This is a genomic window from Falsiroseomonas stagni DSM 19981, from assembly GCF_900114315.1.
GTDB lineage: Bacteria > Pseudomonadota > Alphaproteobacteria > Acetobacterales > Acetobacteraceae > Falsiroseomonas > Falsiroseomonas stagni.
On the sequence record NZ_FOSQ01000002.1, the window covers coordinates 364,158 to 377,228 of the forward strand.

General features: G+C 71.4%; 13 protein-coding genes. 7 read left to right on the top strand and 6 right to left on the bottom strand.

The window, feature by feature from the left end; genetic code table 11:
- Position 1: 1 nt before the first annotated feature.
- The 6 genes from BM041_RS08550 to BM041_RS08575 form a co-directional block, all read right to left on the bottom strand.
- On the bottom strand, positions 2-811 hold the full coding sequence (locus BM041_RS08550) for an ABC transporter permease (RefSeq protein ID WP_217648661.1): 810 nt from the start codon (positions 809-811) through the stop codon (positions 2-4).
- Positions 811-1,533, bottom strand: a complete 723-nt coding sequence (locus tag BM041_RS08555) for a TetR/AcrR family transcriptional regulator (protein WP_092958372.1) — start codon at positions 1,531-1,533, stop codon at positions 811-813. The genes BM041_RS08550 and BM041_RS08555 overlap by 1 nt, the downstream gene beginning before the upstream one ends.
- Positions 1,534-1,638: 105 nt before the next feature.
- The gene (locus BM041_RS08560) at positions 1,639-2,715 is read right to left on the bottom strand and encodes a tartrate dehydrogenase (RefSeq protein WP_092958374.1); all 1,077 of its coding nucleotides are present in this window, start codon (positions 2,713-2,715) and stop codon (positions 1,639-1,641) included.
- A gap of 67 nt (positions 2,716-2,782) precedes the next feature.
- Positions 2,783-5,626 carry a beta strand repeat-containing protein gene (locus BM041_RS08565; RefSeq protein WP_092958376.1) on the bottom strand — a complete coding sequence of 948 codons (2,844 nt, stop codon included), beginning with the start codon at positions 5,624-5,626 and terminating at the stop codon, positions 2,783-2,785.
- 158 nt (positions 5,627-5,784) lie between these two features.
- Entirely contained in the window at positions 5,785-6,642 is an 858-nt protein-coding gene (locus tag BM041_RS08570) for a protein-methionine-sulfoxide reductase heme-binding subunit MsrQ (RefSeq protein ID WP_245761982.1), read from the bottom strand.
- A gap of 61 nt (positions 6,643-6,703) precedes the next feature.
- Complete coding sequence (locus BM041_RS08575; protein ID WP_092958380.1) at positions 6,704-7,648, bottom strand: mitochondrial fission ELM1 family protein; 945 nt, start codon at positions 7,646-7,648, stop codon at positions 6,704-6,706.
- A 71-nt stretch (positions 7,649-7,719) separates the two neighbouring features.
- Here BM041_RS08575 and BM041_RS08580 point away from each other — a divergent pair, with 71 nt between their 5' ends.
- The 7 genes from BM041_RS08580 to BM041_RS08610 all read left to right on the top strand — a co-directional run bounded on the left by BM041_RS08580 (position 7,720) and on the right by BM041_RS08610 (position 12,931).
- Positions 7,720-8,433, top strand: a complete 714-nt coding sequence (locus BM041_RS08580) for an orotate phosphoribosyltransferase (protein ID WP_092958382.1) — start codon at positions 7,720-7,722, stop codon at positions 8,431-8,433.
- Positions 8,434-8,458: 25 nt separating this feature from the next.
- Positions 8,459-8,716 carry a hypothetical protein gene (locus tag BM041_RS08585; protein ID WP_092958384.1) on the top strand — a complete coding sequence of 86 codons (258 nt, stop codon included), beginning with the start codon at positions 8,459-8,461 and terminating at the stop codon, positions 8,714-8,716.
- Complete coding sequence (locus BM041_RS08590; RefSeq protein WP_175533823.1) at positions 8,713-8,997, top strand: type II toxin-antitoxin system RelE/ParE family toxin; 285 nt, start codon at positions 8,713-8,715, stop codon at positions 8,995-8,997. Before BM041_RS08585 ends, BM041_RS08590 begins: the two co-directional genes overlap by 4 nt.
- Positions 8,976-10,658: a peptide ABC transporter substrate-binding protein gene (locus BM041_RS08595; RefSeq protein WP_092958387.1), complete on the top strand. Its 1,683-nt coding sequence runs from the start codon at positions 8,976-8,978 to the stop codon at positions 10,656-10,658. The genes BM041_RS08590 and BM041_RS08595 overlap by 22 nt, the downstream gene beginning before the upstream one ends.
- 136 nt (positions 10,659-10,794) lie before the next feature.
- Positions 10,795-11,184 (top strand): VOC family protein, encoded by a 390-nt coding sequence (locus BM041_RS08600; RefSeq protein ID WP_217648662.1) that lies wholly within the window; start codon positions 10,795-10,797, stop codon positions 11,182-11,184.
- Positions 11,181-12,119 carry an ABC transporter permease gene (locus BM041_RS08605; protein WP_092958392.1) on the top strand — a complete coding sequence of 313 codons (939 nt, stop codon included), beginning with the start codon at positions 11,181-11,183 and terminating at the stop codon, positions 12,117-12,119. The genes BM041_RS08600 and BM041_RS08605 overlap by 4 nt, the downstream gene beginning before the upstream one ends.
- Complete coding sequence (locus BM041_RS08610) at positions 12,116-12,931, top strand: ABC transporter permease (RefSeq protein WP_092958394.1); 816 nt, start codon at positions 12,116-12,118, stop codon at positions 12,929-12,931. Before BM041_RS08605 ends, BM041_RS08610 begins: the two co-directional genes overlap by 4 nt.
- Positions 12,932-13,071 lie beyond the last annotated feature (140 nt).

Sequence of the window (13,071 nt, forward strand, 5' to 3'; positions counted from 1 at the left end):
GTCACACCACCTGGGAGAGTTTGACGAAGCGGTCCGTCACCAGCATCGCGATGCCGATGACGAGGATCTGCACCAGCGACACCGCCGCCACCACGGGATCGATCTTCCAGGCGAGGTACTGGAGGATCGCGATCGGCAGCGTCGTCTGCCCCGGCGCCACCAGGAACATCGACGCTTCCAGATTGCCGAAGGAGGTGACGAAGCCGAACAGCGCGCCCGCCACCACGCCGGGCCGGATCGCCGGCAGCGTCACGCGGCGGAAGGCCACCCAGGGCGTGGCGCCGAGGCTCAGCGCCGCTTCCCCGATGGAGGGGTTGAGCGTCGACAGGCTCGCCGTCACCAGCCGCACCGCCCAGGGGATGACGATCAGCGCATGGGCCGCGACCAGCCCGGCCTTCGATCCCAGCAGCGGCCATTCGGTGGCGATCTCCACCTCCATCTCACCGACATAGAAGGCCGCGCCCAGCACCACGCCCGGCACCACCAGCGGCAGCATCAGCAGCGTGTTCAGCACGGGCTTCAGCGGCAGCCCGCTGCGCACCAGCGCGAGACTCGCCGGCACCGCCAGCGCCAGGCCGATCAGCGTCGCCATCACGCTGACCTGGAAGCTCACGATGAAGCCGCTGGCGAAGGCGCGATTGTCCGGGATGGCCGCGAACCAGCGCAGCGTATAGCCGGTGGGCGGGAAGGACGGGATTTCCTGCCGGAAGAAGGCCAGCCACGCCACCAGCAGCAGCGGCGTCACGATGATCGCCAGCGCGAAGCCGGCACTGCCGCGCAGCGCCAGGCGCCGCAAGCCACGCGATCCCATCAGCCGCCCCCTGCCTGGCGCCGCGCGCGGTCCCGCACCAGGCGCTTGCGCGGCGGCTCCGCATGGACGAAGGCCGGCAGGATGGGCGGCGGCAGCGGCGCCGCGGCGCCCGCATCCTGCCCCAGCCAGCCCCGCAACTGCCGCTTCCACCAGCCCAGCATCGCTTCGTAGTAGGCAGGGTCATTGCGCAGCACGTTCTGCGCGATCATACCCCGGATCAGGCACATGGTCGCGTTCAGCGACACCTGCGCTTCCTCCTGCGGGATTCCGGCCACCGCCGAAAGCCGGGTCCAGCTGGCATCCAGCGCCGCGTGGAATTCCCGCACCACCGGCAGCAGCCTTTCCCGGAAGGGCGCGTTGTGGCGGGCCTCCGGCAGGAATTCCATGGTCACCTGAAACAGCCCGCTCGCCATCATGTCCCAGAGGTAATCCACCAGCGCCTCGATCGGCATGGTCGGCGCGGGATAGGCATCGCACAGCTTGCGCAAGCCCCCCGTCGCCTGGTCCAGCAGCCAGGCGATCGAATCGACCAGCAGGTCCTCCCGGCTCGCGAAATGGTAGGTCAACGCCCCGCGGGAGACGCCGGCGCGGCGCGCGATGTCGGGCGTGGTGAGCCTGGTCAGCCCCTGGTCGCGCAGCGCCTCCACCGTCGCGCGCAGCAGTCGCGCCCGGGTTTCCTCCCGGCGCTCCTCCTGGGTTCGGCGGCGCGGCGCATCGATCATCCCGCGATTGAGACAGCCGAAAAACAAACACGCAAGTCTGTTCTTACCCGAAACCGCGCCCCGGGCGCACGGGCTGCCTCTGGCCGAGGCAGCCCTGCCACGACACTAGCCCCGCGCCACCGCCTCCGCGATCGCCTTGCCCACATCCACCGTGCCGGCCTGGCCGCCCATGTCGCGCGTGCGCGGCCCGCCCTCGCCCAGCAGGCGCTCGATCGTCTGCACGATGCAATCCGCCGCCGCCTTCTCCCCCAGGTGCTCCAGCATCATGGCGCCCGACCAGATCTGCCCGATCGGGTTGGCGATCCACTTGCCCGCGATGTCGGGCGCGCTGCCATGCACGGGCTCGAACATGCTCGGCGCCGTCTTCTCCGGGTTGATGTTGGCGCTGGCCGCGATGCCGATGGAGCCCGCCACGGCGGGTCCCAGATCGCTCAGGATGTCGCCGAACAGGTTCGATCCCACCACCACGTCGAACCAGTCGGGGTGCTGGACGAAATGCGCGCAGAGGATGTCGATGTGGTACTCGTTCGTGCTGACCTCGGGATAGTTCTTCGCCATGGCCGCGAAGCGTTCGTCCCAGTAGGGCATGGTGAAGGTGATGCCGTTCGACTTGGTCGCGCTCGTCACCTTCTTCCGCTTGCGCGTCATCGCCAGCTCGAAGGCGTATTTCATGATCCGGTCGCAGCCGATCCGCGTCATGATGGATTGCTGGGAGACGAATTCGCGATCGGTGCCGGGGAACATCCGCCCGCCGACGCTGCTGTATTCGCCCTCCGTGTTCTCCCGCACCACGTAGAAGTCGATATCCTCCGGCCCGCGCCCCGCCAGCGGGCTCTTCGACCCCGGCAGAAGCTTGCACGGCCGCAGATTCACATACTGGTCGAAGCCGCGGCGGATCGGGATCAGCAGGCCCCAGAGCGAGACATGGTCCGGCACCCCCGGCCAGCCGACGGCGCCCAGGAACACGCTGTCGCTCTCCCGCAGCTGGTCCAGCCCGTCATCCGGCATCATCTTGCCGGTCGCGGCATAGGTCTCGCACGACCAGTCGTAGTGCTTGAGCTCGAGGTCGAAGCCGAAGCGCCTGGCCGCCGCGTCCAGCACGCGCAGCCCCTCGGGCGTCGTCTCCTTGCCGATGCCGTCGCCGGGGATGACGGCGATCTTGTGCTTCCGTGTGGTGCTCATGCGGGCTCGCTCCGGTCAGGGCGCGGACCCTGCCGCCCCGCGCCCGCTTCGGCAAGCCCGGCGCCCGCTACACGATCAGCGTGTCGAGGAACCGCGCATCCGTCAGCGGGTCGAAATCGCCCAGCAGGATGAAGGTGTCGGACCCCGCCGCCCCCTGCACGCGCCAGATGTCGCCGGTGGTGCGCACCACGCTGGCGCCGGCGCCATAGCCCACGAACAGGAGCTCATCCCCCGCCGCCGCCCCATTGCCGGTGAAGTCCATGATCCGGTCGCTCTGCGCATCGCCGCGGCGCAGGATGAAGATGTCGTCGCCCGTGCCGCCGAACAGCCGGTCCAGCCCCGCCCCGCCCTCCAGCGTATCGCCCCCCGCGCCGCCAGTCAGGATATTTGTCGCCGCATTGCCGGTGATGAGGTTGTTCAGCGTATTGCCGGTGCCGTTGATCGAATCGGCCCCTGTCAGCCGCAGCACCTCGAACGCGCTGCCGAGGGTCCAGGTGACGCCCGCCATCACCGTGTCGTTGCCGGAGGCATCCGTCAGCCGGTCACCAAGGTCATCCACCGTGTAGAGGTCGTTGCCCGGGCCGCCATTCAGGCTGTCCGCCCCGCCCGCCCCGTCCAGCGTGTCATCGCCGCCGCTGCCATGCAGCGTCTGGCTTCCCGCGCTGCCGACCATCCGGTTGGCGGCGCCATTGCCGATCCCGATGGTGCCCGGCCGGGTCAGTTCCAGCGATTCCTGCCAGCCGGCCGTCGTCCAGCTGATGGAACTGCGGATCGTGTCCTGCCCGCCCCCGTCCAGCAGCAGGTCCGCCAGGCTGTCCACCCCGTAGAAATCGTTGCCCGCCCCGCCGGCCAGCGTATCCGCCCCCGCGCCACCATCCAGCGTATCCGCCAGGTCGCCGCCCGCCAGATCGTCATCGCCCGACCCGCCGGTCAGGGCGAAGCGTTCCACCCCGCCGAAATCGGCGAAATAGGCCCCGGTGCCGAGCACGCCATCGCCATCCCCGAAGGCCCAGAGGAAGACCGCGTCATCCTGCCCCGACCAATCCGCGACCAGCAGGTCGATCCCCGTCCCGCCATCGACGACATGGCTGCCGAGGCCGATGACCAGCGCATCATCCCCCGCGCCGCCCTGCAGCAGCGCCTCCGTCCCCGTGGCCGCCACCAGCGTATCGGCGCCGGCGCCGCCATCCAGCGCGCCGCTGCTGCCCGCGCCACCCAGCACCAGCCGGTCGGCGCCGCCTTCGCCGCGCAGCAGCGCATCCGTCGCGACCAGCCCCTCCGCCGCGGCCAGCAGGACGTCGTCGCCATCCCCGCCGGACAATTCGTCATCGGCGCCGGAGACGCCCCGCAGCGTATCCGCCCCCGCGCCACCCCGCAGCAGGTCCGCGCCCTGGCTGCCCGTCAGGTCGAAGCGTTCGAAGCCGGTGAAGCGGATGGTGACGGGGTCGCCCACCGCGGTGTCGTCCAGCAGCAGCGTGATGCTGCCCCCGGCCCCCGCATCGGGCACCACGGTGATGGCGGCGATGGCGTCCCCCGGCAGCAGCCGCAGCGTGTCGGTGCCATCCCCGCCATCGGCCAGCCCGCGCTGCGTCGCCAGGCCGAAGGCGGCGAAGGCGCCCTGCCAGCCCAGCACCACCAGATCGTCGCCCTCGCCCCCCAGCAGCCGGTCCATGGGCGCACCCAGCAGCGTATCGGCCCCGGCGCCGCCTTCCAGCGTGTCGGGCTCCGTCTCCGGCCCCACCTCCGCCAGGCGCCCCGCCACCAGCAGGTCATCCCCGGCGGCGCCCAGCAGCCGGTCCATGCCGGTGCCGCCCACCAGCGTATCGGCGCCCGATCCGCCATTCAGCAAATCGGCGCCGCCATTTCCCTCCAGCCGGTCATTCCCGGCGGCGCCCAGCAGCGTGTCGCGGCCGCCATTGCCCTCATCCAGCGCATCGCCCAGGTCGCCCATCAGCGTGTCATGGCCGGCACCGCCATCCAGCCGGTCCGCGCCCAGCATCCCCGCCAGGCTGTCATTCCCGGCGCCCCCCAGCAGCAGGTCGTCGAAGCCGATGGTGGCGGCCGTTCCCTGCGGGTCGCCCAGCAGCGTGTCAGCGCCATCCCCGCCATCCAGCGTATCGCCGGTACTGCCGCCCAGCAGGCGGTCATCCCCGGCCTCCCCCAGCAGGCGGTTGCTGGCGCCCAGCGCCTGGATGGTGTCATTGCCCTCGCCGCCGAAGGCGATGTCCGTGTCGCTCTCCCCCGCCTCGCCGACCTCCAGCCGGTCATGCCCCGCGCCCCCGCGCAGCGTGTCCGCGCCCGTACCGCCCAGCAGCGTGTCGTTGCCACCGCCGCCATCCAGGCTGTCCGCACCCGCCTGGCCGGAGAGGCTATCCGCCCCCTCCCCCCCGCCCAGGCTGTCGGACCAGGGCGAGCCCGGGGAGGTTTCGTCCCCGGCGCCGCCCTCGAACAGCACGGGCAGTCCGGGGCGCGTGATGTTGAGGAGGTAGTCCCCCGTCGCCGTCCCGGCCGGCGCCCGCAGGCCGAAGACCCAGGTGCCGGTCACGGCCACGGTGAACAGCAGGAAGGGGTCGGCGAGGGCGGCGGATCCCGCATCCAGCGCCGTCGAATCCACCGCCGTCGCCACCAGCGTCCCGTTCGGGTTGAACACCGTCATCGTCAGGTCGAGCGGCGCGGCGACGCCATCGACATCCAGGATCACCACATCCCCGGCCGAGAGGAAGACGGCGTAGTAGTCCTGGTCCGTGGCACTGCCGATGCCGGCCTGGATCGTCGCCGTCATCAGTGCGGGATGCAGGCTGCCGGCGCCATCCGCGGCGCGGGCCGTGAAGGCGGCCCCCGCGATGGTCTGCGCACTGGCAACCCCGGCCGAACCGGTCAGCCCGCTCTCGATTTCCGCGATGATCGCCATGCCCCGCCCCTTCTGGCAGCCGAATCGGTTTCCGCAACGGTCGCATCACGGCGTGGCCCCGGCATAGCCGGAGCTTCACGGAACGTTACGATCACGCAGCCGGAACCCCTGAACATGGTCGTTCTGCGGGACGGACGGTTAAGATTCGGCTAAGATCGTTAACGCGCCTTCAACGCCCGCCCCGGCCCGCCCAGCCGCGCCACCCAGGGCAGCACCGCCACCGCCAGCCCCAGCGCCAGCGCCAGCTGCGCCGGCCGCAGCCCGGCACCGGGGTCGAGATTGGCGGCCAGGATGCGCGCCGCCGGCAGGTTGCTGGAAAGGGCATACCACGCGAATTCCACCCCCGCCGCGCCCGCCGCCGCGACCACCGCCAGCCCCGCCAGCGCCAGCGGAGACGCCCGCCACCGCCCCGGCAGCGCCCGCCAGGCCATGAGGAACAGGAACACCCCCGCCATCAGCACCGCGCCATCGGCCCGCGACTTCGCCTGCAGGAACTGGTGGAAGATGCCGAAGCCCGCCAGCGCATAGACCGCCCGGTGCAGCGCCTTCCATCGCCGGCCGAGCCGCGCCTGCCACCCATCGGTGGAGGTCACGCCCAGCACGACCAGCCCCAGCAGCACCAGGAAGCCGAGCGTGAGGTAGAAGCGCAGCAGGATCTCGCTGGCGATCTCCGGCAGGTCCCAGGCCATGTGGCCCGCATACATGACGAGGTGCAGGACCGCGTAGCCCAGCGCCACCAGCCCCAGCATCCGCCGGAAGGTCAGCGCCCTGGGCATGTCCGCGATGAAGCGCAGCGGCGTGATCGCCAGGCTGATCAACAGGAAGCGGATCGCCCAGGTGCCCGATTCCTTCGCCGCCGCCTTCCAGGGCTCCGCCCCCAACTGCCCGCTTTCCAGCAGCCAGAGCAGCACCATCCCCGGCGCGATGGCGGAGAGCAGCACCAGCATCCGCGTCCAGGAGAATCGCCCCGCGCGGGTCAGCCAGGGCCAGGCGATGGCGGGACGCGATGCGGGCATGATGGTGGTGCTCATCCCCGCCGCTTCGCGACGAACACGGCCGGGGTTACGCGGCAGGGCTTCACCCATCCGTCAGCAGCCCCCTCGCACGGATCGCGGCCACGATGCGCGCGACCTCGTCCCGGGGTTCCCGGGCGAAGGCGGTCGGCGCATCGGCGATCGGGCGTGCCTGCCCGGCGGCTTGGAGACTGGCATGCAAGGCCCTGTGGCGCGGCCCCTCATCCCCGAGCGGCGCGATGAACAACGGCGCCGGGGTCACCAGCGCCTCCGACAACATGGAGACGGAATCGCCCGACACCACCATCACATCCGCCCAGGCCATGAACCCCAGCAACGGATTTTCCTCGGCACTCCCCCAGGCATGGAGGCGGTGGGGGATGGGCGTGAGGCTTTCCGCCAGCGCCGCCGTCGCCGCCGCGCCCGTCCGTCGGCTGGCTGTCGCCATCACGCTGCCGGCGAAACCGGCGACCCGCTGGCCCAGCGCCGCGGCGATGCCGGGATCAAGCCCCTCCCCGCGCACCGGCCCGCCCAGCAGCAGCGCGACGCGCGGCGATGGCAGCGCGGCCAGCGCGGCGAACCGCGTCCGCGCCGCCGCCAGCCGGGCGGGGGAGATGCGGTGCGCCGCGCCCAGGATCTCCAGCCGGTTGGCCGCCGGCGCCACCCCGTCATGCGCGCCCACCACCTGCAGGTCGAAGCCCCCGCTGCCCGGCGCGCGCATGCAATGCACGGTCCGGGCACCACGCCGGCCGAGCCACAGCGCCACTGGCGCGGATCGCCGCCCGGCCGAGATCACCAGCCGGGGCCAGGGGGGCGCGAAACCCGCGCGGCTGGCCGCCGTCAGGCCCATCAAGGTCGGCCACCCCAGCGGCAGCCGCGCCAGCTTGCCCCATTCCAGCGGCACCGTCCCGAAGGGCAGGCCCAGGCGTTCCGCGATGCCGATGGCCTGTGCCGCGGTGCCGGCGCGGGGATCGGCCAGCACCCAGACGGACTCCGCCGCCGCGCTCATGGACGGGGCCGCGCAGCAGGGTTACGAACGATCCTCACTCCGCCCGCCCGACACCCGAGGATTTCGTCACGATGGCCATCCCCCACGCCTCCGACTGGGACCGCGACGCCGCGCTGACCACCGCGCGCATCCTGCTGGAAATCAAGGCGGTGAACTTCCGGCCGGAGGAGGCCTACACCTTCACCAGCGGCTGGAAGAGCCCCGTCTACATCGATTGCCGCAAGATCATCTCCTTCCCCCGCGCCCGCAACCGCATCTGCGACCTGGCCGTGGAGAAGATCGGCCGGCACATCGGCTACGAGACCATCGAATCGGTGGTGGGCGGAGAGACCGCCGGCATCCCCTTCGGCGCCTGGATCGCCGACCGGATGATGGCCCCCATGGCCTATGTGCGTAAGAAGCCCAAGGGCTTCGGCCGCAACGCCCAGATCGAGGGCGAGGTCCCCGTGGGCCAGAAGACCCTGCTGGTGGAGGATTTGACCACCGATGGCGCCAGCAAGATCAAGTTCGCCCAGGCGCTGCGCGATGCGGGGGCGATCTGCGACCACACCTTCGTCGTCTTCTACTACGGCGTCTTCCCCGGCAGCTTCGAGAAGATGAAGGAGATGGGGCTGAACCTGCACCACCTCTGCACCTGGTGGGATGTGCTGGAAGTGTGCCGGGAACGCCCCTATTTCAGCGAAGGCGCGCTGAAGGAAGTGCGCAAGTTCCTGGAAGACCCCGTGGGCTGGTCCAAGGCCCATGGCGGCATCGGCAGCCTGGCGGAAGCCAAGCCGAAGGAGTGAGTGTCCACTGACGGAGGAGGGGTCGATGACCTTCGTGAAACTGGAACTGCCCGATGCGGTCGCCAATGCGCTGCGCCGTATGGCGGCCGAACAGGACACAACCATCGAGGCCATCGCCACCGCCGTCATCCAGGAAGCTGTCGGCGACGATCCAGCCCTCCGTGCCCTGGCAGAGGCCGGCGAAGCGGAAATCGCCGCCGGCCTGGGAGTGCCGCATGAAGAAGTCATGGCGGGGCTGCGAGGCTGGGCCGCCGATCTCCGCGCACGCAACCCGTCTCCGTGAGGCTGGTCTGGGCCCCCACGGCCATTCGCCATCTGCGCGAGGCCGGGGGCTTCATCGCCCAGGACAACCCGGATGCCGCCGATGCGCTGATCGCCCGCATCGCGGAGACGGCTGATTCGCTGGCCCTCTTCCCCACCTCCGGCCGCGCCGCGGCAGATGGCAGGCGGATCCTTTCCGTGCCGCGCACGCCCTTCCGCCTGGTCTATCAGCTTGAGGGCGGAATCATCCTGATCCTCGCCGTCTGGCATGGAGCCCGAGCATGGCCCTTCGACCCGCGCTGACCCTCCTCGCCGCGCTCGCCGCCAGCCCTGCCCTGGCGCAACCGACCCTGGTTCAAACGGGGCGGGACAGCCTGACCATCGGCATCACCCAATACCCCGCCACCTTCCACCCCAACATCGAATCCATGGCGGCGAAGTCCTATATCGGCGGCTTCACCCGCCGGCCGCTGACTGCCCGCGACGCCGACTGGGCGCTCACCTGCCTCGGCTGCGAAACCGTCCCCACGCTGGAAAACGGCCTCGCCATCCGCGAACAGACCCCCGATGGCCGCCCCGGCATCCGCGTCACCTGGCGGCTGCGGGAGGGTTGGCGCTGGGCCGATGGACAGCCCGTGACGGCGGAGGACCTGCTCTTCGCCTGGCAGGCCGGGCGCGACTTCTCCACCGGCTTCGGCGGCGCGGAATTCTACCGCCAGGCCTATGAGGCCATCGTCACCGACGCCCGGTCCATCACGCTCCGCTTCGACCGCGTGACCTTCGACTTCGCCAGTGCCGGGGATTTCGTCCCCCTCCCCGCCCATCTCGAACGCCCCATCTGGCAGGCGGACCCCCGCGCCTACCGCACCCGCACGCTGTATGAAACGCAGACCTCCAATCCCGGCCTCTGGAACGGCCCCTACCGCGTCACCGCCGTCACCCCCGGCAGCGGCGTGACGCTGGAACGCAACCCGCACTGGGCCGGCCAGGCCCCCGCCTTCCGCCGCATCGCCATCCGCACGGTGGAGAACACCGCGGCGCTGGAGGCCCAACTCCTCGCCGGCCAGATCGACATGGTGGCCGGCGAATTGGGCCTGCCGCTGGACCAGGTCTCGGCGCTGGAACGCCGGCTGCCCAACCGCTTCCGCTACGCCTACAAGCCCGGCCTGATCTACGAACATCTCGACCTGCTGCTGGACCTGCCGCAACTCAGCGACGTCCGCACCCGCCAGGCCCTGATCATGGCGACCGACCGCGCCCAGATCGTCGCCCGCCTGTTCGAGGGCCGGCAACCCGTGGCCCACACCACGGTGAACCCGCTGGACGGCATGCATGACGACAATGTCCGCCAATGGCCCTTCGACCTGGCCCGCGCCCGCGCCCTGCTGGACGAGGCCGGCTGGCGCGTCCCCACGCCCCCCGGCGACGGCATCCGCCGCAACGCCGCCGGCGAACGCCTGTCCTTCGATTTGATGACCACCGCCGGCAACCGGTCCCGCGAACAGGTCCAGCAGGTATTGCAGGGCATGTGGCGCCAGGCCGGCATCGAGGCACGCATCCGCAACGAGCCGCCCCGCGTCTTCTTCGGCGAAACCCTGCCCCGCCGCCGCTATGGCGGCGCCGCCATGTTCGCCTGGATCAGCAGCCCGGAGAACGTCCCCCGCACCAGCCTGCACTCGGAGGAAATCCCGACCGCCGAGCGCAACTGGTCCGGCCAGAACACCACCGGCTTCCGCAACACGGAAATGGACTCGCTGCTGGAGGCCATCCCGGTGGAGTTGGACCGCGAACGCCGCCGCGTGCTCTGGCATCGCCTCCAGGCCATCTATGCCGAGCAGCTTCCGGCGATCCCCCTCTGGTTCCGCAGCGACGCCCATGTCTGGCCGCTCTGGCTCGATGGCGTGCGCCCCACCGGCCACCTGAACGCCTCCTCCAACTGGGTCGAGGAATGGCGGGTCCGGTGACGGCCGCAGCAACACACCCTCGCCCCCCGGAGGGGGGAGAGGGTCGCGCAGGGTCGGGCCGTGCAGCGGCCCTAGCCGGAGCGGGTGAGGGGGGACCGCGAAGCGGTCAGGCGCGGCCAGGGGCCGGACGCTGACCATGTTCGACCACCTCTCCCTCCCTGTCACCGACATCCCCCGGGCGCGCCGCTTCTACGATGCCGTGCTCGGCGCGCTTGCCATCCCCCGCGTCTGGGCGGAGGACCGCGCCCTCGGCTACGGGTCGCGCGACACGGGCGCAGCCTACCTCACGCTGCGCCTCGCCGCCGCCGTCTCCCCCCCGGCCGCCCACACCGCCTTCCGCGCGCCCAGCCGCGACGCCGTGGCCGCCTTCCACGAAGCGGGCCTCGCGCAGGGCGGACGCTGCGATGGTCCCCCCGGCCCGCGCCCGCATTACGGCCCGAGCTACTACGCCGCCTTCCTCCTCGACCCAGACGGCAACCGCATCGAGGCCGTCCACCGGGATGCCCACCGGGCCGGGCCCGGATGACCCGCCTCCTCGCCTCCCGCCTCCTCCAGGTCGCCATCACGCTGGCGATACTCTCCTTCGCCATGTTCCTGCTGATCGGCCTGATGCCCGGCGACCCGATCGACCTCGCCATTGCCGGCGATCCGCGCCTGACGGCGGAGGACGCCGCCCGCCTCCGCGCGCTGCACGGCCTCGACCAGCCCCTGCTGGCCCGCTACGTCGCCTGGGCCACCGCGCTGCTCCGGGGCGAATTCGGCTTCTCCCGCCTCTTCGCGCAGCCCGTCGCTTCCATCATCGGCCCCGCGTTGCTCTCCACCCTCGCGCTGCTTGGCGCCGCGCTGCTGGTCGCGGCGGCCATCGGGCTCGCGCTCGGCATGATCGCCGCCGCCAGGCCCCGCGCCGCGCCATTCGTCGATGCCATCGCCATCCTCGGGCAATCGGCGCCGACCTTCTGGCTCGGCATCCTCCTCATCATCCTCTTCGCCGTCACGCTGGGCTGGCTGCCCGCCGGCGGCACCAGCGAGACAGGCGGCCTCGACGCGGCTCGCTTCCTGCCGCTGCCCGTGGCCACGCTCGCCATCGCCAACCTCGCCGCCTATGCGCGCCACAGCGCCGCCGCGCTGTCCCACACGCTGCGCGAACCCTGGGTCACCGCCGCCCGCGCCCGCGGCAATGGGGAGGCACGCCTGCTGCTGCGCCACGCCTTCCCCAACGCCGCCGTGCCCATCCTGCAAGTGGCCGCGCTGGATGCCGGGGCGCTGGTCGGCGGCGCGCTGATCACGGAAACCCTCTTCGCCCGCCCCGGCATGGGCAAGCTCATCTATGACGCGGTGATGGGCAACGACACCAATCTGGCCCTCGTCGCCCTGCTGCTCGTGGCCCTCGTCACCATGCTGGCGACATTGGCCGCCGATGTCGCGCAGCGCGCCCTCGATCCCCGGCTCCGCGATTCATGAGGCTCTGGCTCGGCCTCATCCTCATCGGCGGCCTTGCCCTCGCTGGCCTCGCCGCGCCGCTGGCGCAGCACTGGCTGGGCGTCGATCCCTTCGCGCCCGACCTCTTCAACCGCCTCGGCCCGCCCAGCGCCAGCAATCCGCTCGGCACGGATGATCTCGGCCGCGACCTGCTGCTGCGCCTGCTGCATGGCGCGCGCGTGTCCCTCGCCGTCGGCCTCGCCACGGCGCTGACCGCCACGGTGATCGGCACCGCCATCGGCCTGCTCGCGGCGTGGCGGGGCGGGGTGGTGGATGCCGTGCTCATGCGGCTCGCCGATGGTCTGCTCGCGCTCCCCGCCCTCCCCGTCCTTGTCGTGCTCGCGGCCGTGGATACGGGAAAGATCGGCCTGCCGCGCGGGGAGGCCGCCTCCGACATCATCCGCATCGTCGTGATCCTCAGCCTGTTCGGCTGGGTCGGCGTGGCCCGGCTGGCCCGCGCCGCGGCGCTGTCCATCCTCGCCCGCGACTATGTCCGCGCCGCCCGCGCGCTGGGCGCGTCGGAGGCGCGGATCCTGCTCCGCCATGTCGCCCCCAACATCGCGGGGCCGGTCGCGGTCGCCACCGCGCTCTCCGTCGCCGGCGCCATCCTGGCGGAGAGCACGCTGAGCTTCCTTGGCCTCGGCATCGCGCCCCCGGCTGCCAGCTGGGGCAACATGCTGGCCAATGCGCAGGACCTCGTCTTCAGCGCGCCCATGGCAGCGCTCTGGCCGGGGCTGGCGATCCTGATGGCGGTCGCAGGGTGCACGCTGGTGGCGGATGGGCTGCGGAAGTAGGGGGGCCCCGACTCCCTCCCCCGCGCTTGCGGGGGGTTGCGGCACTGCCGCGACGCCGAAGGCTGGTCGGGGTGGGGGTCGAGGGTAACACAACCCGGCTCGGCTACCGTTCTATTTCAATAGATTATTCGACGCTGCGC